Raw genomic sequence first — 20,296 nt, 5'->3', positions numbered from 1 at the left:
CAGCATTGGGCTATAGCCAAGCGGTAAGGCAACGGACTTTGACTCCGTCATGCGTTGGTTCGAATCCAGCTAGCCCAGTTTTCAAAAGGAAGAAAAGAGGGGAATCAGCATGGCTGATTCCCCTCTTTTCTGTTCAGCTGTTCAGCTGCTCAGCTTCAGCGGTTCTTTCCTGCTGGCAATCCCCTTTAAAGCATCGGGATTATAGCCGACAACCAGTTTTTTCCCGTCAGTCAGAATGGGCCTTCTCAGCAGCTTCGGCTCTTCCACGATCATTTTGACAACCTCTGACAGGGAGAGTTCATTCACATCAATGTTCAGGTTTTTAAAGGTGCTGCTGCGGGTGGCCAGAACCTCATCAAGGCCTTCTGTTGTCAAAGACAGGATCTCAAGCAGTTCTTTGCTGGATGGAGTTTCGCGGAACAGATGCCTTTCTGAAAAGTCGATTGAGTTTGCCTTGAGCCAGCTTTTGGTCTTTCGGCATGATGTACAGCTCGGGTACGTGAAGAAAGTCAGTTCATTCATTTTTATCCCTCACTTTTCTGGTTTTTTAGTTAGTTAGTTTGTTGTTAAATGAATTGTACATCATTTGTATAACCTTTGTACAGTATTTTACACTCCTTATTTAATACTTTTTTGTGAACTTTTTTCTAACATTCATTTTTGCCTTACCTGTTCCTGCTGCCGCTGTATTATAATGGAATTGGATCGGTGGAGGTGATGAAATGGATCAAACGTTAAAGGTGACAAATGTGCTGGCAGATCCAACCCGCTATCATATTTATCAGTTCATAACAAAGAAGCACAGCGACGTCACTGTCCAGGAGATTGCTGAAAACTTCAGCATTCATGCGAATGTTGCCCGCCTGCATCTGTCTAAATTGGAAGATGCCGGTTTATTGGTTTCCAAATCCGGCAAGACGGGAAAAGGGGGAAGGCCAAGCAGGCACTATAAGCTCTCCGATGAATTGATCCAGATGAATTTCCCTTTCCGGGATTTTCAGCTGCTTGCAAGAATCTGCATTGAATCAATGATGGGCCTCGGTGATGCCGGCAAAAAAGCCCTGAAGGAGACCGGAAGAAAATTTGGCAGGGAGCTCCTTATACAAGAATTGAACAGGCAGGAAAAAAAAGAGGAAGACCTTTCTTTTGACGAAAGATTCTTCTTGCTTAAGGGTGCGGCCATGGCGGCCGGTTTTTTCCCGGAGTTCAGCATGAATCCGGAAAAAACTAAAATATACTTCCAAATTTACAACTGCCCTTTTAAAGAGGTGGCAGCCAAACATCCGGCAGATGTGTGCGACATGCACTTCGAATACCTGCAAGGGATGCTCAGCGCACTTTTTCCTTCTGCCGAACTGGCTGAAACGGAAAATATGATGAATAACTGTAAATCGTGCTCATACTATGCAGCGGTTACAAAGTAACAGCAAAGAGTTGTTTACTTTTTAATAAGAATTACTTTATAATATGGTAGTGATTGAACTGCTTGCTTTAAAGGAGGGATACATATGGATCGCATGTACAGAGTATTGGGATTCTGGACGGGCATTTTTGCTGTCATGTTCTTCTTGGGGGACATGTATACAACGTCTCTAATCTTCTTCGGCCAAACAGGATTTTTCCTGCTTCTAAGCTATTTAAAGCTTTCCGAACGTATGTATATTTATATTTTTGGCGCTTATTTAACCGTTTTCTTTGTTGGCTTCACCTACTGGTCAACTTTTATGATGACCCCAGGAGCCGGTGGGCACTAAAGTGCGCAAAAGAAAAAGCGATGGAATTCCCATCGCTTTTTTTATTTCAAGTAAAATTATATAACTCCGATTACTGTCCACAGCTGCGTTCCTTAACGAAGCAAGGCACTTGCACTCTTTCTATCCTTCACCCAGCCCTTTCGTCTGCACGATGCTATGAAAGGCAGCACTCATCCCGGAAGGCAGGATCAGCTGCCTGATCGCCCGGTTCCGCCTGCTGGCTGCAGAAAAGGGATCAGGATCGTCATGATTTAGCAGATCCTCCAGGATACCGCAGGAAAGTAGGAATTCATCCTGCCTGTACTTCCCTTCAAATTTCAAGTCCCGCTTCTCTCCCTCACGGATAAAAGAATCAAAATGGACATGGCTTGTTATGTCCATTTTGCCGGGGCTGCGCAAGAAGTCATCGATCAGCCTGTGATTGGAATAGCCCCTCAAGCTTCCTCTTTTCCTGGCAGGGTCCATCAATTCTTCATCTGTATATCCATAATCCACAGTCAGGACAATCCCCTTCTGAAGCATTTCAGAAATGGAAGATATTAATCCAATCATCCTTAAAGGGATTTCCAGTCGCTGATTTTCTTTTAGCTTTAAACCGTTTTCCCTTATGTAGGACAGCACAGAAGGATCCCCAAGGGGAACAGCTTCTTCCTTGAGCTCCCCGCTTTCCATTGCTACCATAACTTCCATCATACGCCCCTGCTGTTTTTCAACCACTCTGACCGGCAGGGCATCGAATAATTCATTAGAAAAAATCAAACCGCAAAAAGGCTTAAGTTCCTCGAGAGAATCGACCTGCTGCACACGGGCTCCTATAAGAGAAGACTGCAGGCCTTTATGATATGGGCTTTCTTCTTTGACAAAATATGTGACAGGATCCCCGGACAGTTTATTCCACTCGTCAATGAATGCTGAAGCAAAACGGCCGTCCCCTGCCCCGATTTCACAGACACGGGAAGGGAGTCCCCGCTCCTGCGTTTGGCGGAAGTACCATTTGGCTACCGCCCTTCCATATATATCAGAAATATTTGATGTGGTGATAAAATCCCCGTTACGCCCGATTTTCGGCTTGGGTACCATATAATAGCCTTTATTTTCGTCGTATAGTGCGATATCCATAAACTGCTCAGCCGTTATCCTTCCCGATGGGCTGCGGCTGATGATTTCAGTCAAAAGTTCCAGCACCCTTCATCCCCGCCTTTTACTTGATAGCTCAGAATCCATTAAGGAATGGATTGGAATCCATTTCCTGTCCAATGTAAGTGGCAGGCCCGTGGCCGGAGAGGACCAGGGTATCCTCCGGCAGTACCAGAAGCTTGTCGTGGATGCTCTTCAGCAGCTTTTCCTGGTTTCCGCCGGGAAGGTCTGTCCTTCCTATGCTTCCGCTGAACAAAGCATCACCTGAAGCTACCAGGCTTGCTTCCGGAAAGTAGAATGAAACACTTCCAGGCGAATGGCCGGGCGTCTCAATAATTTGGAACGAAAACGCGCCGATTTTCATTTCCTGATCTCCTGCAAGAAGATTATCCGCAGGCTTGGCAGTGACCTTGCCCATCCTGAAAAACTGTGAGCCGTTCAGGGAAGGATCACGCAGCCATGAGGATTCCTTTTTATGAAGATAAGCAGGACAGCCGAATTCTTCCCTGATTTCATCCAATGCACCAATATGATCAAAATGGGCATGTGTCAGCAGGACAGCAAGCGGCTTCAGCTTATTGCCCTTAATATACCCTGCCAGCTTTGACGCTTCACCACCCGGATCTATAATCAGGCAGGTTCCATCCTCTCTTGAGAGAACATAGCTGTTTGTCTGAATCGGTCCTAAAGGTATCTGTTTCCACTCCATTATATAAAGCCTCCAGTTGAACATTTATTTATGTATATTTTACACTATTACTAATACCACCTAAAGCTGATTGCATAAAGAGGATAAAAATAAACCGGGGGGATGCTGAATTGAAGATTTTTTATGCTGCTGAGGCTTCAAGCCTTATCGGGGAATTGCCTGAGTTTGATCTGCTGCTCAGAAATGAAACAAGCCTGAAGGATACAGCGGGCACCCTATATTTGTTCGAATCTGAACAGGATAGGGAGACAGCGGTCTTTTTGCTGAAAGAAGGGCATCTGTTCGAAGACCGGCACCTCCTCATATACCTGGAAGATGCCATTATGGGGGAACATTTTGATGATTGCGGAACCATTTCAGAAAATGGGGAATATTATCTTTGGATGGAGCTTGTTCGCCCATTTGCCATAACAGCCGGGGAGGCGGCCCAGCGGGAGATGGCCCTGCTGCAATTTGAAGAGCATCTGGCTGCATCGTCTTCTCTCACGTGCGGGCGCGTTTATTTTATCGGGGTACACCTGGAGGAGCTGGCTTTAGGGATTGCAAGGGCATACGACATAGAAGTGTCATTTTTAGACCTCGACAAATTGGGTATATAAAATATATAATAATAACGAATGTAAACCATTACTTACATACAGATTTTACTAATCTGATCATACGATAAAGGGGGCTTTTCAACATGGGCTTGGTCATTGTCTTTGCTTTAGTTTCATTGCTTGCAGCATACGGCACCTTCTCTGCGCTTAAAAATAAGAATCTCCTGGGAATTGTGTTCGGAGGAGGCTCTTTTGCCGTTTTCGGCTGGTTTGCAGTTATGACCCTTATCCACCACGGTTTTCCGGCGGCACACTAATGCATTGAAAAAAGCTTCTGCCCTGCAGCAAGCTTTTTTTATTTTCACAGAAAAACAGGACTGCTTGAAAGCAGCCCTGTTTTTCTGTTATTCCAATCCCTCCAGGCGGCTTTGCACCCTCGCTACCTTGTCTTCCATCTTTCTTGCAACATCCCGCCTGTCATCAATACGGATGTTGGTTGCAGCACGTGCAAGGCCTTTTTCAAACGGCACTTCATGCATGGCTTCGATAACCTTGAATAAATCCGGCAGCTCTCCTTCAATAAGCGTGCTCATAGGGGTCAGCTGAAACCTGATCAGCCCTTCGCTTTCAAACTTCTGCAGGACTCTTTGAATATCTGCCACATATGCACTGACACTTGGCGAACCAGTTCCGATCGGAATGATTGTTACATCTGCAATAGCCACTTACATCACTCTTTCAATCTTATTCAAAGCCTCTATAGCGCATAGAGGATTCATTTTGTATTGTAGACCTTTCCTTTTATAAACAAAAGGGAAAACTATTCTTTTTTCACAAGATCAACCGTTGTTTTATCAGCCATATTCAGAAGCTTTTCAAAATAAAACCCGTACAGGCACCAGCTGCCTTCGGGAGCGCAGCTCAAAGGCTCGTTTTCCATCTCCTCGAAAATGGTATCCTTTATCTGTTCATCAGGACTGTAGCTGATCAGCCTGAAACCTTCTGCGTATGCATCTGCTTCTGTACTGTAGAGCGGTTCAAAGGTATAAAAATGACCGGCGGATTGATCGTATGCATAGTAAGGAACCAGCCAATCTGAATATCTTGTTAAATGAGGCATCGAAAAAGAAGATACACGCTGGAAGCCCCCGTCATAGAAGGTATACTCAGCCATCCCTTCCTGTTCCTGATCGACAGAAAGCGCCACTATCCCTTCAGGCAACGCTTCTGCTTTAATCAGATCATCAAGGACAGTTTTGGCCTCTCCATTCAAAAGCCCCATCGTTTTCATAGGAGCAAAGAGAGAAGGGCTTTGCTCGCTCCAATCCAGATAAAACAAATCGTCCTTGGATATCCATTGGGCAAAAGGCTCTGGCAATCCGATTTTTTCAAGCAGATTCCCGCTGATTTGAAAATGGTAAACCTGGAATTCCCAATCCTCATTAAACACAGAGAGCAGGAGGCTGTTCTCATCAAAAGGATTCCATTCAACTGCAAGCTCATACAGCTCCATCGTTTCTTCAGCTAATTGGGCTCCTTCATGATCAATGATGGTAAGGGTGCTTTCATTGCCGGCCTGCGGTGACTGGATGAGCAGATATTTCCCTGATGGGCTGACTGTTACAGCCGCAATCGGTTCCTCATCCTCATAGATTGTTTGCTGCTTCCCTGTTTTAATATTATGGGTAATCACTTTTGTTCCTTCCTGTTCCGCAACAGTAAAGGCAAGTATGTTCTTTCCAACCCATCCGTTGATGGACTGGATTTCTCCCTCTTCGACGGTTACAGGCTTCACCTTAAATTTTTCTTCCTGGTCTCCCTGCCCCTTGCCAGCTGTCTGGGCCGAATGACCTTTCCCATTTTCCCCGCCATCCCGGCTGGCAGGCTCGGGGCTGCACCCGAATAGGATGAGTGTGGATAAAGCAAATATAAACAGGAATGGGCCTAAAAACTTAAAAAATGGGTGAGAGTCTTCATGTTTCATTCCACACATCCTTTTTCCCTTCTGAGCCATAAATGGTTTCAAGTAAATTTATCTTTTATATTACAAATATATTATATTTTAATAACAAAAATTTTTAAACCGATAATCGGCGAATATGTGAATTACATATATATGGAAGCGAGGAAGATACCGAGCGTCTCTTCATATATTTCATCAAACTGCGACAACGGAAGCGGGTTGATCCCTTTTCCCAGTTCGATCGTGAAACCGGGCCTCTGGAATTCTTTTATAAACCAATCCTTGTATCCTGCAAAACTGTCCACATACTGGATGGCCTCATAGCCGCTTACCCTTGCAAACTCGCTGGCAAGCGCGGCAGATTCAGGCGGTTCCAGACCCTCATATCCCCAATAGAACTCCTCTCCCTGGGTATGATAGGCAAGAATCCTTCCAAATTCCCGCTCCCTTGCAAGTGCTGCCATCGCCTGAGCCTCTGGCTCTGTTAAAGGGGCAGTCCCTGGAAAATCCCTTGGTGCAGGAGCCTTTTCTTCTGTCCGCTCTTTTTCTACTTCCCACTTGGCGGGAAATTGATTGTTCAGGTCCACTCCCTGGATATTGGCTTTCCAGCCTGTAAAATCTGTGCTGCCCCTGTTGATTTCTGCCAGTTCTGCTTCCATTCCTCCGGGAGGCCCTTCCAGGACCAGGTTTACCCCATCCGGGTTTACCATCGGTACGATGGATAGATCGACTGAATCATATAAAGGAAGTGTGCTGATGCCCCTTATGGGCGTGCTGTTGGTTAGAGATAGCAGGAATGTGTTCAGTTGGAGCATTAATACAGATGATGTGATCCATTCATTGGCATGGAATGAAGCATTCAGGTGCACCTTCTTGCTCCCATTGCCGAGCCTGATTTCATATAGGGTTTTTCCGAGGACGCTTTCCCCTGCTGAACCTATCTTTATGAAGGGAAAGATGTCGGCAAGCTCCCTGATATCATTTTCAAGCTGGTCAAATGTATATTTTATCCGCCCATTTACGACTGGGGAAACGGCCCTCACAGGAATCAGTATTTCCTCTCCGGGCTGTATCCTGTTTGGATTGACATCCTGGTTCAGGAGAAGCAGCGCATCCACTGAAAGGCTGCGGGACGCGCTTATTTTCCAGAAGGTATCATTTTCGCGGATTATATAGGATTGTACAGTAAAGCCGGGAATCGCTATTTCCTGGCCGATTTGCAGCATTGCCGGATCCACCCCAGGGTTGGAGTCAGCCAAAAGCCCTGCTGGAACCATAAAAAGACTGCTGTAATACCAAAGCGTATCGCCTGATCGGACTGCTACTTTCATGAAGATCCCCCTTTCCATCTTCTCATATGTATGACAGAAAGAGGCCCATCATTACGGTCTATAAAAGAAGGGCTGCATTTTTTCTTTGCAGCCCCTTTTTCCGTGTGATTCAGTTATCGCCCTTTTGTTTAATATACGGAGAATCCTCATAAAACCTCAGGAGGTCGCCATAAATAATTTTATCGGAATATTCAAGTTCATTTTTTGCTTTCTCTATATACGGCTCACAGGCTGCAGCGTCCGCCGGTTCAGCGGTTTCCTTGCTGTAGCAGGTGTCCCTTGTATAAATATAGTCTTTTGTAATGAAGCTGCCATCCCTAAGCACCGTAAACTCCTGGCGGTCATTTGCAAACAGATCTGATCCAAAATCGATGTCATCCCTGGTGTCTATGCCAAGGAGATGGAGTATAGTCGGCTTTATATCGATCTGCCCGGACACTTTCGAAATCGTTTTTCCCTCCTGGCCAGGAATGTGTATGATGAGAGGGACCCGCTGCAGCTGGGTGCTTACAAACGGAGTAACCTCTGTGCCAAGGAACTCTCCCATCGCTTTATTATGGTTCTCTGAGATGCCGTAATGGTCACCATAAAGGATGATGATGGAATCTTCATATATCCCCTCATCTTTAAGCTTCTGAATGAAATTTTTAATGGCTTCATCAGTGTAGCGGACAGTAGGGAAATAGTTATCAACCGTTTTGTTGCCGGAAGTATATGGTTCAATGAACTGATCTTCTTCCCCAAGCTCGAAGGGGAAGTGGTTGGTCAGCGTGATGAACTTTGCATAATAAGGTTCAGGCATTTCTTTTAAGTGCTGTATTGACTGTTCGAAGAAATCGATATCTTTCATCCCCCAGCCGACTGAATTGGTTTCAGTCACCTCATAATCCGGAAGAGAATAAAACCGCTGATAACCAAATGAATCATACATGATATCCCTGTTCCAGAAGCTCTTATTGTTGGCATGGAGTGACGCTGTGTAATATCCGTTCTGATTCAGGATTTCAGGAGCAGCGGCAAATTCATTCCCGGAATGGGTGAAAAATACTGCTCCCCTGCTGAGCGGATAAAGGGAATTATCCACAAGGAATTCAGAGTCAGATGTTTTCCCTTGTGCTGTCTGATGGTAAAAATTATTGAAATAGTAGCTTTCTTTTATGAAGTCATTCAGAAAAGGTGTGATTTCCTGCCCGTTGACTTTTTCATTTATGACAAAATTCTGGGTGGATTCCATTGAAATGAGAATGACATTCTTCCCTTTGGCAATGCCGAACATATCATCCGCCGGGGCAACGTAGCTGGCGCGCGCATAATTTCCTATGTCCGCCAATTCGCTCCCGTCAGCCAAGGCCCGCTGTGCTGAGGATTTTGACTGCAGGAACACATCGTAAATATGATAATTATAGGTGCCGATATTCTTGACCAGCATTTCCCTGTCAAAGGTACGTGTCAGCAGCTGGGGACGCTCGGTTTCTGCAAGCCCTAAATTAAAGAAGGCAATGGCAACGGCAGCCAGGAAGAATGCCCTCCGGTTCTTTTGGGAATGTTCGCGGTACACCAGTGCCTGGGGTCTGAACATCATGATGATGGCCAGAATAATAAAATCTGCAAAATAAAGCAGATCAGTCAAATTAAGCAGCTCGCTTACACTGCTTCCAAGATCGCTCATATTGCTCGTTTGGAATAGAACCGGGACTGTCAGGAAATCATTGAAAAACCGGTAAAAGACCACATTTGCAAAAAGGATGGCTGATATAATGAAACTGGAAATAACAACATACCTGACTTGATTTTTCTTCTTCAGAAAAAGTCCGAATCCCAGCACAAACATTAAAAAACTAAGCGGATTGATCAGCAGGATTATTTCCTGTTTGAAGTTCTCAATTTTTATATCGAAGCTAGTTTTATAGGCGATATAGGTTTTAAGCCAGAGCACTGCTACCGCAAATCCAATCAGGTTAAGCGCAGGCCATCTTTTATTCCCCATGATCATACCTCCCTGCATTGCCGATTGAAAGACAAGCGTATGCTAAATTATGGAAGATCAACAAAGATAATCTTAATGCTTTCTCAATAAAAAATCAATTTTACATTTACATTCTGAATGTATAATAGGTTATTGGCTGATTCCTTCTTACCCATCTTATTAGACGTTTCAAACAATGAAAGGTTTCCGGTTTGTCCTGTTCTGCCAAAAATGCTTCTATAGTCCGATGACTGTCTCCCGCCATAGGGGGACTTTTTACTATGCTATTATGGTTTCCTTTTTCCCAACCTTAAATCCTCTGGTTTTCTTCACAAAAAAAACCTTCTGCGCAGGCAGAAGGCTTTTTATAATCATTTATTTTTGATAAGCCAGGCAGCGCCAATGACTCCGGCGTCATTGCCAAGAGTGGCAATATCAATTGACGTGGACACCGCAACCCTTGGAAAAGCAAAACGGGCAAACTGAGCTTTGACAGGATCCAGCAGTATGCTTCCGGCTTTGGAAACGCCGCCGCCGAGCACGATCTTCTCAGGGTTGAGTGTATTGGCAATATTGGCCAGCACAAGCCCCAGATAGAAGGAAACTTCTTCAATAACCTTGCCGGCTGTATCGTCTTCCTGTCTGGCTGCATCGAAGACATCTTTAGCAGATAAGAATCCATTATTCCTGTGCAATTCATGCAGCATGCCTTCATCTTGTCCCTTTTTCATCTTGTCCAGCGCAATCCTCACAATACCAGTAGCCGAAGCGATCGTCTCCAGGCAGCCGGTTTTGCCGCAATTGCAGGGAGCCCCGCCTTCAGGAATAGCGGCAATATGACCAATTTCCCCGGCCGCTCCGCTTGTTCCCTGGACTATGTCGCCGTTGGCGATTACCCCTCCGCCGACTCCAGTTCCGAGTGTGACACATACAAGGTCTTTAGCGCCGTCCCCGGCACCCTTCCACATTTCACCCAGCGCGGCACAATTGGCATCATTATCTATGATGACCGGCAAAGAGGTTTCCACTTCAAGCAGATCCTTTAAAGGATAATTATCTTTCCAGCCAAGATTTACAGTATTATAAACGACACCTGAAGCAAGATCTACCGGGCCGGGCGCCCCCATTCCGATGCCGGCAACATTTTCCTTGCTGTGATCCAGTTCTTCAAGCTTCTGATCAATTGCTTTGGCAATATTAATGGTGATATTCTTGCCATAATTAGAATTATCAGTCGGTATCTCCCATTTATGAATGATTTCTCCGTAAAAATTCAAAAAAGCCAATTTGGTTGTCGTTCCTCCCAAATCCACTCCGATCAGCCATTTTTCAGCCATTATTGTCACCTTTTCCTTCTATCGTTTGTTTTTAAGCTGCAGCTGCCTTTCGTGCCTGACGAGCAAAAGAGCAGTCTGAAAATCCTTTGGATCAATCAGCTGGGACTGCCGGAGCTCCATCAGCTCCTCTTCCATCAGCTCAAGGTCAGCCGACCTGTCTCCAATATAAATGAAGGTCCCATACTTTTTTAGAAATTGCTGTACATCATAAATGCTTTTCATTCTCAACCCTCTTACTATTGGTTTGCTTTCATATTTTTGCAGCGGTTACATCAAAAGTATAATCGAAAAACATAGCTATCTCAATGGAAAACAGCAGCTTGAGATCTTTTTAAGGCTGAACAAGACAAACGGCTCAGCAGGCAGCAGCTCAAGCAGCCTTCCAGAACAGATGGGCCGGGGGATAAGCTTTTTCATATTGCACCAAACCAAAAATACCATGTTGATTCATCAGCAATGATAAATAGAGTTTCAACAAATAACCCAGCAATTTGGATACAAAAAAAACCCCTCAAATCAAGAGGGGCTTTGCCAATATCCAATGTATCTTTCAACGATCAGGATCTTTGGGATGAAGAAACCGCGGACGCCTGTTTTTCAGGGGAATCGGCGATCTTAGCAGCACATCCCTGAATGCCCTTAAGTTGAACGGAAGGAACGGCCAAAGGTAAGGGACACCAAATGAATTGATTCTCGCAAGCATAAAGATAAGGAATGTTACCGCAAGCATGAATCCATATTCATGGAATGCTGCTGTGGCCAGCAGCAGAAATATTCTGACAAGCCTGTTGGCGAGGCTCATTTCATAGCTTGGAGTTGAAAAAGTGCCGATCGCTGCAATGGCGAGGTACAAAACTACCTCATTGATGAACAGCCCAACCTCTACGGCCACCTGGCCGATCATCAGGGCGGCGACAAGCCCCAAGGCTGTCGCAAGGGCGGAAGGAGTATGTATGGCAGCCATCCGAAGCATATCAAGCCCAAGCTCAATGATCAAAAACTGAAGGATAAGAGGCAGCTCACCCACTTCATTCGGTCCGATATAGGCAAGTTTTTCCGGGAGCAATTCTGGCTTTACGGCCAGCAGATAATAAAACGGCAGCAGGAAAATCGACGCCCAGACTGCAAGAAAACGGACAAATCGCAGATACGCTCCAATCATCGGCTTGTTCCTGTATTCTTCTGCGTGCTGTAGATGGTGCCAGAAGGTGGTCGGGGTTATCATCACACTTGGCGAGCCATCGATCATAATGCATATATGGCCCTCAAACAAGTGGGTCGCTGCCGTGTCGGGGCGTTCGGTATACCTGACCATCGGAAACGGGTTCCAGTGCCTGCCTGAAATGAACTCCTCAATCGTTTTTTCAGCCATCGGGAGGCCGTCTGTATCAATCTTTGATAGAGCTTCCTTTATTTTCTTCACTGTATCCGGATCAGCAATGTCCTCGATATAGCTGACCACAATATCAGTCTTTGACCTTCTCCCCACCTGCATATATTCCATGCGCAAAGTACGGTCCCGGATCCGCCTCCGTGTTAATGCTGTATTGAAGACAAGGGTTTCAACGAACCCGTCCCTCGATCCCCTGACCACTCTTTCCGTATCAGGCTCCTCCGGCCCCCTGACAGGATAGGTCCGCGCATCAATCAGGATCGCTTTGTCCACGCCATCTGCAAATAATGCTGTGGGGCCAGACAGTACAGCATCCACGACCTTGTCAAGATCATCCAGAGTCTCTACCTCAACATACGGGATATAGGTTTTGACAAGCTTTGCCAGGGTGTCCCCTTCCAGCTGTTCTTTATCCAGGCTTGAAAGCAATTTCATCAGATAATGGAGAATATCATCTTTCACAAATCCATCAACCAGATACAGTGCCATTTCCCTTTCAGCATATTCCACATTCAGCTGAATCACATCAAAGCTCTTATCAACCCCGAGCGCTTCTTTCAGATAGGCGGTATTTTCCCGGAGAACGGGGCTGACATGCTTTTTCGTTCCTTCCATCATCAACACATCCTGACAGTATAAACATCTTATTCCAAATCAATAGTCTCATCATAGACAATGGATGGAAAAAACATACCATGCCGGGAAATTATCCAGTTCATCTTTGAGGAAGATATACTTGAGCAGTTAACCATTACGGACTGGCATACTAAAAAGGTACAGCTCTACTTGAGCTGCACCTCATTACCTGTGATTTCTTCCAGCAAAAGTCTATAACCCTCTTCAGAGGGGTTCAGTTCAATTGCCTGTTCTGCATATTCTTTGGCCTTTGCAGTATCCTGCTCATTATAGGAAATGACGGCAAGATAGTAATACGCCCCATCCAGATCAGGCTGTTCAGCGACAAGCTCTTCAAGCCTGTTCCTTGCCTTCTCTGCTTCTCCTCTCTCCAGCTCCAGATAAGACAGAAGCAGCCGCATTTCAGCAGAAGAACTTTCTGAGTTTTCCACCCTTTCACTAACAAGGCTGTACGCTTTATCATATTCCCTGTTCTTGGTGTATTCCTGCGCCATTACAAAAACAGATTCCTCATCAAGCTCCCTGTCAGGACTGAAGCCATAGGAGAGCCCTGAATAAATGACGGCAGATGCCAGTACAAGGAAAAGGAGCTGTATACCGAATCTTCTTTTTTTAGGCAAATGGACCATACCGGCTGCAAGGAAGCCTCCTGCAAGGCCGCCAAGATGACCGGCATTATCGATGCCCGGTACAGAAAAACCAAAAAGCAGATTGATGCCGAGTACAATCAGGATGTTCAGCCCCATGGTCCTGAAGAATAATTTGGGCTGAATCAGGCCGAAATAGAGAAGTGCACCGAAACAGCCAAAAATGGCTCCGCTCGCACCCGCAGAAACACTTGAGTTGAACAGGAAGCTGGCCAGGGCGCCCATGAAACCTGCCAGAATATAAATGAACAGGAACCGTGTGCTTCCATATATCCTTTCTACAGCTGTTCCCAGATAATAAAGGGCCAATGTATTCATGATCAGATGCAGCAGACCGATATGAAGCACAATCGGTGTAAAGAAACGCCACCACTCACCTTCTAGAATGAGCGGATTGTATTTTGCCCCATATTCAATCAGCACTGAGGTTATCTCGCTTCCTCCATTAGCTTCCAGCCAAAAGAACATGGCTACCTGGATAAAGATAAAAAGGTAGGTGAAAATCGGTCTGCCCTGATTAAAAACAGCCTTATCTGCTTTCACTTTATCAGCTGCATTTCCCAGGGCAGCACGCTTTACGTTTTCTACTTCTGCTTCTTCATACTCCTGCTTTAAGTCAAATGAAATGGAAGTGCCGAGAAAATCCCCTGCTTTCTTCAGCCCATCTTCATAGCCTGCCCGGTCAATCAGGATATTGGCCACCTTCGTTTTGCCCCCTGCACCGGAAGGCGGATCAAGCCTGAATGTATAATCATCAACCGGCGGATAAGCCGTTATATATATATTGAGGATAGTCAGCTCTCTTTTTCTGACCTGCTTCCTTATGTTTTCTCCATTCGCTGCTGTGAGGTCAATATCGCGCTGGAGCGAATTTCCCCAATCCAGATTTCTCCGCAGCAGCCTGACTACCTGTGTATCCTTGCTTTCCAGTTTTTCGAGCCAGATTTCGTTCTGGTTCTTCGACATCTGCACAAGCCTGTAGTCTTTTTCGGCAATCAAAAAATAGGCCAGCCTCCAAAATAAATAATCTTCCATATATACCAATGCTTCCCCTACTTTCTTTGGCAACTCCGGCGCATTTACCCTCTTACACTATAGGCAATGCCCTCTCCTTTTGTCTAGCACCTGCTCCCGAACGTTCAGCAGTTATACATTTTTTCCTTATTTGCGCCCATCCTAAACAGACTTAAACAAATTGAACGGCATTTTCCCAAAATAAAAAGGCCCTTACTGGACCTTTTTTCGGGCAATTCCGGCAAGCTTACCAGCCTGTGTTTCCGGAAAACACCGATTTCATCATTTTATTCCTTACGCCTGGCACATTCATCAATGAAGTAACAAACAGGCGGCGCAGGACAGAGCTTCCCAGCACTGTATTCACCACTCGAAAACGGTTTTGATAAAGATAATATCCCCCGATGCCAATGGCTAATATGGAAATAATCCGTGACATACATCATCCCTCCTGAGATTATTTTTAACGAAAAACTCCATATTATCCATCAGCATTAAATGTTGCAGCCGGGTGCCTGTATGTATCATGACAGCCAAAGCAGGCAGCCGATCCACAAAAGAGAAGCAGCTGACCCGCTTGCAAAATTAACAGCATCGTTGGTCATCCATCTGAACCCGGAAACCAATTCAGACCTGTTTCCGCAATGTTTGCTTTTTTCCATCTCGGCCCCGCAGAATCCACATCTGTATGAAGCCTGCCAATAGGCGCCGATAAAGGTATCCAGTATATTACCGATGCATCCGAACAGAAAGATGGCCATCATATGCTCTGAAGAAAAGGAAAAAAGCAAAGCTGCTCCCCCAGCTATAACCAGCGAGCCTGCTGCACCTGCTGCCGACCCAAGGACGCTTACTGCCCCGGATGTCCCTGCTGATGCTTTTCTCCATGTCCTGATGGAGATAGGGGAGGATTTGCTCAAAGCCCCTATCTCTGAAGACCAGGTATCCGAATTGGCGCTGGCCAGGGAAATAGAAAAGGCAGAAAGCCACAGGATCTGCGGATCAAAAGCGTATATGATGCTGAAGAGTGCAGCAAGCCCCCCATTGGCTGCGACCTGAAGCCAGTTTCTCTGCGCTCCCTTTCCCTGCTTTTCTTCCATCGCTGTTTTTTGTTTCTTTTTATATACCGACCAAAAGCTGGATGTTAAAAAAAACAGCCCCAGAAGAGCCAGCCCCCGCCAGCCGGTCCCCATAACTATGCATATTCCCGCTGCTGCGGCTGCAATGCTCCCTGACGGAGCCAGAAGACGAAGCTTCAGGCTTAGGAAAGCTGCGAGCAGCACAAAAGCTGCCGGCCATAAAAAATCAAACATCATCAGGAGCTGTAATAATCATATCAATTTTTTTGTCGTGGGGCTCAACAGGCATTTCAGGAACCATTTGCATGCGGAAGGCAAGGGAAATGGTGTCCCCGCCATATCCGGCTAGCCAGCGGTCATAATAGCCTCCTCCGAAGCCAAGCCGCAAGCCGCCGGAACAATAAGCAAGGCCGGGGACAATCATCAGGCCGAATTCCTCCGGCTCAATCTTTTCTGTCAATGCTTCAATAGGTTCCAATAAACCGTAATACACGGATTCCAGCTCGAGGAAGGAAGTCAGCCTCCTGAATTCCATCTTTCTATCCGCAGGAAAGCATTTAGGGACTGCGACCCTCTTTCCTTCCTCCCAGGCGCGGCGGATAATTTGCAGGGTATCCGGTTCAGGAAACCTGGAGACTGTTATCCCGATTGTATCTGCCTTTTTCCAGCTTTCTTCATTATATAGCCTTTGTGCCAGCTGATAGGACCATTGTTCATATTCCTGTTTCGTTATTTCCGAAAGCTTCTCTTTCACTTCTTTCCGAAGCTTATTTTTATCTGCCAAGTCATTTCCTTCCCTTCAGAGCCTTTTTCTTCATCATAGCATAATAGGGGATATGAAGAGGAATATACGGATGAAGAAAAAAAAAGCCCGGACAAGTCCGGACTCTAAAAATGAAAACAAAAAAACAGTGGAAGAATCCACTGTTTATTTTGTTTCGCGGTGCAATGTAACACGCTTCAATCTTGGGCTGTATTTCTTAAGCTCAAGACGATCTGGGTTGTTACGTTTATTTTTTTTAGTAATATAGTTACGATCACCAGTCTCTGTGCAAGCCAACGTAATGTTCACACGCATGTAATTTCCCTCCAAACTATGTTTCATCCTAGTTCGTTCATACGACTTTTCTATAATATCATTAATTCAGCTTAAATGCTAGTCCGTTTTTTCATGACTTTTAATTTTTGATCAAACATTCTTATCCAGCGGCCTTAGCGAAACAGAAGCCCCTCCATGGACCATATTTTTTGCTGGTATGGAAATCTCCAAAAGCAGCACACTGGAAGTCTCCCCCCTGATCATCGGGACATAATTCAATATTCCCCTTTTTTCATGCTTCCAGATTTGTCCGTCCAAAGCAGCACTCATGGACAGGGCCGAAAGCTGTGTCCGATTCCTGCAGGGTGAATCAGGAGTGATCAGGAACAGCTTGTTATTACATGCGTGATAAATCGCCTCTCTTGAAGGTGAAACAAATGAAAAAGCCTCGCCCGCTGCTTCCTGATAAAAAGCAAACAATAATTTAACAGAGATGGAAGATGCTTGTTCATTTGCCACTTTCGCAAAAAATAAATCAGATTCTGTTTCGGCCTTTTCTTGGCTAAAAGAGACCGTAACTCCTTTTTTAAGAAAAATCTCCCCGCCATATCCCTTTTCCTGCCAGCAGGTCCGGCCTTCCAGCCATACTCCCTGCCTGACGAGCAGCTTCCCGCCTGCCCGCCTGCTGTCTTGGTCCAAATCTTGCAGATTGGCTGATTGTCTCATTGCCTCGCACCTTTATCCCTTCTATATAGTCAGATGGCCCGCTAGATTCTGCAGCCCAGCACACAGTCTTCAATCACCCGTTTGGTTTCTTCAGCGATCCTGTCCCAGCTGAACAGCTGCAGAGCCGCAGTCTTTCCCATGCTTCCGATCACTTCGGCTTCTTGTTCATTGCAAAGGAGGAAAGCGGCTTGTTCCTTAAAGCTTTGAGCACTTCCCGGCTCCATCAGCAGACCTGTTCTTCTATGGCTGATAATCCCTTTCAGGCCGCCTGTGTCTGACACGATGGTAGGTTTGCCATGCATCATCGATTCCAGCGCCACTATACCAAAAGGCTCATATTCACTTGGAAAAACCGCAACATTACATAGTGAAAATAAAGCGTTGCGCTGCTCATCACCAATGAATCCTATAAAGAATACGGTCCCGGACAGCCCCATTTCTTCCGTTTTCCTTCTATAGAAATCCAATAGCGGACCTTTTCCAGCTATAAAATAATACACATCCGGAAACTCTTCTTTCATGAGGGCTGCTGCTTCCAATAGGGTATCAAAGCCTTTTTCCTTCACCATTCTGCCAAGGGAAAATACTAGCCTTCTGTGCGGGTCAACTGGCAGCTGGCTTAAAACATCTTTTTCCGGCTGGCGAAAATCACCAGGATGAATTCCATTGGCTATGATGTGAACAGGCTTTCCTTCTATATGAAAGATTTTCCGGATCTCATCTCTCATATATCTGCTGCAGACAATCAGCATATCTGCAGCCTCAGCCAGCCTGCTTTCCTTCTGATGAATGAACTTCTGTATTTCCGTATATATGCCCTTATTCCTTCCATATTCCGTTGCATGTATCGTTGCCAAGAGCGGTATGCCGAGCTCAGATTTCAGCGATTCTGAAGCTGGTCCTGCAAGCCAGTCATGTGCATGTATGAGGGAGAAGCGGTGGATACGTGCCAGCTCCAGCCCTTTTTCAGCCATAGCCAGATTCAGGCTCCCTACCCAGTACAGAAAATCTTCTTCTGCAGCAGCAAGCGGCTTCACCCGATGGACAGTGACTCCATCTGCACTCTCCTCCTTCGGCGCGCCGTCTGTACCGGCAGTAAGAACATGAACGTCGAAGCCTTTTCCTGCAAGGCTGGTGGCCAGTCCATGGACATGACGGGAAAGGCCTCCGACGATATTGGGCGGGTACTCCCAGGACAGCATCAGTATCTTTGGCAAACTGCCCTTTTCGGCAATATGCTCTCCTCTGCCTCCAATTGCTGCAAGGATGGGTGATTTCACCTCCAGTTCCTCCAGGAAGGCCTCTCCTCCCTCCCCAGCCGCAAAAAGCTTCTCCAGCTTCCGGAATGCTTCGGCATGCTTCTCTGATTCGCCCCGGTAATCGGGATGTGCTCCAAGGGTATTCAAGAAAAACATCCATTCTCTTGCCATTTGTTTATAAATCCTCAGCTCCCGGCTATTCATCAAAGATTCTGCAATCTTCTCAAGTTTCCTTTCCTGGAAGAAGCACTCCTCCCATAAGCCGGATATCTCTTCAAATGGAACTCCGCAATTTTCTAAAAATGATGAGGAAAGGTGCACCCTTTCCAATTCCTCAGCTCTTTCCTTGGCGGAGGAGACTGATACAGCGGATAGTTCTTCAAGGTTAGAAACATAGAGATCATGCAGGCTGACCGCCGGCATACCATCTTCCTTTTTTTCTGTCCCCTTAAAGTGATAGACAGGAATCATGATTACCCCGTGGGGAGATAAGACCTCTCTCTTCCTTCCATCCTGCGGCGCCGGGTCTGCATAGCCGATCGTCCTGCCGTTTATATAGCTGTGAAGGATACCTGCTTCAGCCAGATAAAGATCCAGCCCTTGCTCATAAGCCCCTTTTGGAAACCAGAATCCTGCCGGATGGATGGAAAAATAATCATTTATGATGGAAATCCCAGAATCAATCTGCATTCTTATTCCATGCTGAGTCGAAAGAAAAGGGAGGATCGCTGAACATGACGGAGAAGCAAGGAGCTCCAGCTGGCCGCTTTCGGCAAGCTGGCGCACAAAGATATTCAGCCTTCCCTGATGCTTCTCCCAAATTTGAAGCACCTTTCCAGCCCGCTTATCCTTGTTTAAATAGTCAGCCATTTTCTGCTGAAAATCAGGCTGATCGAGAAGTTCAAAGTAGATGGGAGTTACCGCCAGCTTAATCCCTTGTTTTTCCTGAACATTGTCGAGAAGCAGAACGAACTTCTCAGTAAAAGAAAAAACTTCATCCTGCATTTCCCGGTTCTCTGAATAAAAGTTCATGACAGGCGCTTCTGCGTATACGATAAATCCTTCTGTAGCAGCCAGTTTAAACGCCTCCCTTTTCATTTGTATAAAAGCTGTATGTGCTGACATGTTCAATCCAATTTGGCGGGGACCCATTTTCGTGTGCTTTTAGATCTTCCATAAGACGCCCTGCCTGTGCTTCGGAATTCCTCGGTATTTGAACTGAATTGGATCTCATAAAGGGTATGAATCTGCCGCGAATCCTGGCTCCTGCTTCAATGCAGTAAGACCGGTCAGGGGCCAGGTTTTTAAAAATGCTGGAGTTCTGCCCTTCAGCGAGGATATGTTCCTGGATACTGTGTGCATTGCTGCCATTAAAGATTATGCTGGTGATATCATAAAGCCTGATTGCATCCTCCAGTTCACTTACATGAACTTCAAAATATGACGCAGCAAGGGATTTCTTCATGGCTGCCGTCCTCCAGAAGGAATATATGCATCCATCCTGCACTTGCCAGGCAGCTATCCCTTCTTCTTTCATCAAACAATCCGGCGGTACCCGGCCCGCTTCTGTCACACTCTGTTTTTGCTCCTTTTCATCCTCTTTCTCCTCCGTCTCTTTCAAGTGTTTCATCCACTGATACTGAACTTTTCCCCGGGTTGTACCGAGCTCTTTTGCAATATTCCTGAAAGAGAGCCCTTTCTCCCTTAATCTGATAATTTCAGATTGCATGGTGCACCTCCTGCCGGCCAACCTGCCATTATATGCCC

The 20,296-nt window shown here is 45.9% G+C and carries 22 protein-coding genes and 1 tRNA gene; 5 read left to right on the top strand and 18 right to left on the bottom strand.

The annotated features are described in order from the left end of the window. Window positions 1-6 precede the first annotated feature (6 nt). Window positions 7-78, top strand: a tRNA-Gln gene (locus tag RBB45_RS01345). 63 nt (window positions 79-141) lie between these two features. Here the strand turns inward: RBB45_RS01345 and RBB45_RS01340 are convergent. Continuing rightward, window positions 142-522, bottom strand: a complete 381-nt coding sequence (locus tag RBB45_RS01340; RefSeq protein ID WP_009794911.1) for a Spx/MgsR family RNA polymerase-binding regulatory protein — start codon at window positions 520-522, stop codon at window positions 142-144. 200 nt (window positions 523-722) lie between these two features. Between RBB45_RS01340 and RBB45_RS01335 the strand changes: the two genes are divergently transcribed. After that, window positions 723-1,424 carry a helix-turn-helix transcriptional regulator gene (locus RBB45_RS01335; RefSeq protein ID WP_009794910.1) on the top strand — a complete coding sequence of 234 codons (702 nt, stop codon included), beginning with the start codon at window positions 723-725 and terminating at the stop codon, window positions 1,422-1,424. Window positions 1,425-1,508: 84 nt separating this feature from the next. Further along, window positions 1,509-1,754 carry a DUF2626 domain-containing protein gene (locus tag RBB45_RS01330; protein ID WP_009794909.1) on the top strand — a complete coding sequence of 82 codons (246 nt, stop codon included), beginning with the start codon at window positions 1,509-1,511 and terminating at the stop codon, window positions 1,752-1,754. A gap of 120 nt (window positions 1,755-1,874) precedes the next feature. Here RBB45_RS01330 and RBB45_RS01325 read toward each other — a convergent pair whose 3' ends face one another. After that, window positions 1,875-2,939, bottom strand: a complete 1,065-nt coding sequence (locus tag RBB45_RS01325) for a class I SAM-dependent methyltransferase (RefSeq protein ID WP_009794908.1) — start codon at window positions 2,937-2,939, stop codon at window positions 1,875-1,877. A 28-nt stretch (window positions 2,940-2,967) separates the two neighbouring features. Then, the gene (locus RBB45_RS01320) at window positions 2,968-3,600 is read right to left on the bottom strand and encodes an MBL fold metallo-hydrolase (RefSeq protein WP_009794907.1); all 633 of its coding nucleotides are present in this window, start codon (window positions 3,598-3,600) and stop codon (window positions 2,968-2,970) included. 110 nt (window positions 3,601-3,710) lie between these two features. On the opposite strand from RBB45_RS01320, the gene RBB45_RS01315 reads away from it, so the two are divergent. Both RBB45_RS01315 and RBB45_RS01310 read left to right on the top strand, forming a co-directional pair. After that, on the top strand, window positions 3,711-4,199 hold the full coding sequence (locus RBB45_RS01315; protein WP_009794906.1) for a hypothetical protein: 489 nt from the start codon (window positions 3,711-3,713) through the stop codon (window positions 4,197-4,199). 83 nt (window positions 4,200-4,282) lie between these two features. Next, entirely contained in the window at window positions 4,283-4,456 is a 174-nt protein-coding gene (locus tag RBB45_RS01310; protein ID WP_009794905.1) for a DUF2759 domain-containing protein, read from the top strand. Window positions 4,457-4,543: 87 nt separating this feature from the next. Here the strand turns inward: RBB45_RS01310 and RBB45_RS01305 are convergent, their stop codons facing one another. The 15 genes from RBB45_RS01305 to RBB45_RS01235 all read right to left on the bottom strand — a co-directional run bounded on the left by RBB45_RS01305 (window position 4,544) and on the right by RBB45_RS01235 (window position 20,258). After that, window positions 4,544-4,864 carry an MTH1187 family thiamine-binding protein gene (locus RBB45_RS01305; RefSeq protein ID WP_094767064.1) on the bottom strand — a complete coding sequence of 107 codons (321 nt, stop codon included), beginning with the start codon at window positions 4,862-4,864 and terminating at the stop codon, window positions 4,544-4,546. A gap of 95 nt (window positions 4,865-4,959) precedes the next feature. Continuing rightward, window positions 4,960-6,123: a YqgU-like beta propeller domain-containing protein gene (locus tag RBB45_RS01300; RefSeq protein ID WP_224951502.1), complete on the bottom strand. Its 1,164-nt coding sequence runs from the start codon at window positions 6,121-6,123 to the stop codon at window positions 4,960-4,962. A 122-nt stretch (window positions 6,124-6,245) separates the two neighbouring features. Next, complete coding sequence (locus tag RBB45_RS01295; RefSeq protein ID WP_224951504.1) at window positions 6,246-7,433, bottom strand: M14 family metallopeptidase; 1,188 nt, start codon at window positions 7,431-7,433, stop codon at window positions 6,246-6,248. A 109-nt stretch (window positions 7,434-7,542) separates the two neighbouring features. After that, entirely contained in the window at window positions 7,543-9,420 is a 1,878-nt protein-coding gene (locus RBB45_RS01290; RefSeq protein ID WP_224951506.1) for an LTA synthase family protein, read from the bottom strand. Between the two features lie 350 nt (window positions 9,421-9,770). Beyond that, window positions 9,771-10,736: an ROK family glucokinase gene (locus RBB45_RS01285; RefSeq protein WP_224951508.1), complete on the bottom strand. Its 966-nt coding sequence runs from the start codon at window positions 10,734-10,736 to the stop codon at window positions 9,771-9,773. Between the two features lie 18 nt (window positions 10,737-10,754). Beyond that, the gene (locus tag RBB45_RS01280; protein ID WP_009794897.1) at window positions 10,755-10,958 is read right to left on the bottom strand and encodes a YqgQ family protein; all 204 of its coding nucleotides are present in this window, start codon (window positions 10,956-10,958) and stop codon (window positions 10,755-10,757) included. A gap of 328 nt (window positions 10,959-11,286) precedes the next feature. Further along, window positions 11,287-12,747 carry a spore germination protein gene (locus tag RBB45_RS01275; RefSeq protein WP_148949031.1) on the bottom strand — a complete coding sequence of 487 codons (1,461 nt, stop codon included), beginning with the start codon at window positions 12,745-12,747 and terminating at the stop codon, window positions 11,287-11,289. A 164-nt stretch (window positions 12,748-12,911) separates the two neighbouring features. After that, on the bottom strand, window positions 12,912-14,447 hold the full coding sequence (locus RBB45_RS01270; RefSeq protein WP_022544189.1) for a rhomboid family protein: 1,536 nt from the start codon (window positions 14,445-14,447) through the stop codon (window positions 12,912-12,914). A gap of 226 nt (window positions 14,448-14,673) precedes the next feature. Then, complete coding sequence (locus RBB45_RS01265; protein ID WP_009794893.1) at window positions 14,674-14,865, bottom strand: hypothetical protein; 192 nt, start codon at window positions 14,863-14,865, stop codon at window positions 14,674-14,676. 85 nt (window positions 14,866-14,950) lie between these two features. Then, a complete protein-coding gene (locus RBB45_RS01260; RefSeq protein ID WP_009794891.1) occupies window positions 14,951-15,742 on the bottom strand; it encodes a DUF92 domain-containing protein in 792 nt (263 codons plus the stop codon). Continuing rightward, a complete protein-coding gene (locus tag RBB45_RS01255) occupies window positions 15,732-16,289 on the bottom strand; it encodes a 5-formyltetrahydrofolate cyclo-ligase (RefSeq protein ID WP_022544191.1) in 558 nt (185 codons plus the stop codon). Before RBB45_RS01255 ends, RBB45_RS01260 begins: the two co-directional genes overlap by 11 nt. 144 nt (window positions 16,290-16,433) lie before the next feature. Further along, the gene (gene rpmG / locus RBB45_RS01250; RefSeq protein WP_022544192.1) at window positions 16,434-16,583 is read right to left on the bottom strand and encodes a 50S ribosomal protein L33; all 150 of its coding nucleotides are present in this window, start codon (window positions 16,581-16,583) and stop codon (window positions 16,434-16,436) included. 111 nt (window positions 16,584-16,694) lie between these two features. Then, window positions 16,695-17,270 carry a hypothetical protein gene (locus RBB45_RS01245; RefSeq protein WP_009794887.1) on the bottom strand — a complete coding sequence of 192 codons (576 nt, stop codon included), beginning with the start codon at window positions 17,268-17,270 and terminating at the stop codon, window positions 16,695-16,697. Window positions 17,271-17,311: 41 nt separating this feature from the next. Continuing rightward, window positions 17,312-19,654, bottom strand: coding sequence for a glycosyltransferase (locus RBB45_RS01240; protein ID WP_224951511.1), 2,343 nt, complete (start codon window positions 19,652-19,654; stop codon window positions 17,312-17,314). Next, complete coding sequence (locus RBB45_RS01235) at window positions 19,608-20,258, bottom strand: DUF4912 domain-containing protein (protein ID WP_022544193.1); 651 nt, start codon at window positions 20,256-20,258, stop codon at window positions 19,608-19,610. Before RBB45_RS01235 ends, RBB45_RS01240 begins: the two co-directional genes overlap by 47 nt. Window positions 20,259-20,296: the final 38 nt, after the last annotated feature.

This window comes from Bacillus sp. MMSF_3328, from assembly GCF_030733525.1.
In the GTDB taxonomy this organism is placed as follows: domain Bacteria; phylum Bacillota; class Bacilli; order Bacillales; family Cytobacillaceae; genus Bacillus_AB; species Bacillus_AB infantis.
This window is presented reverse-complemented; position numbering and strand designations above follow the sequence as displayed.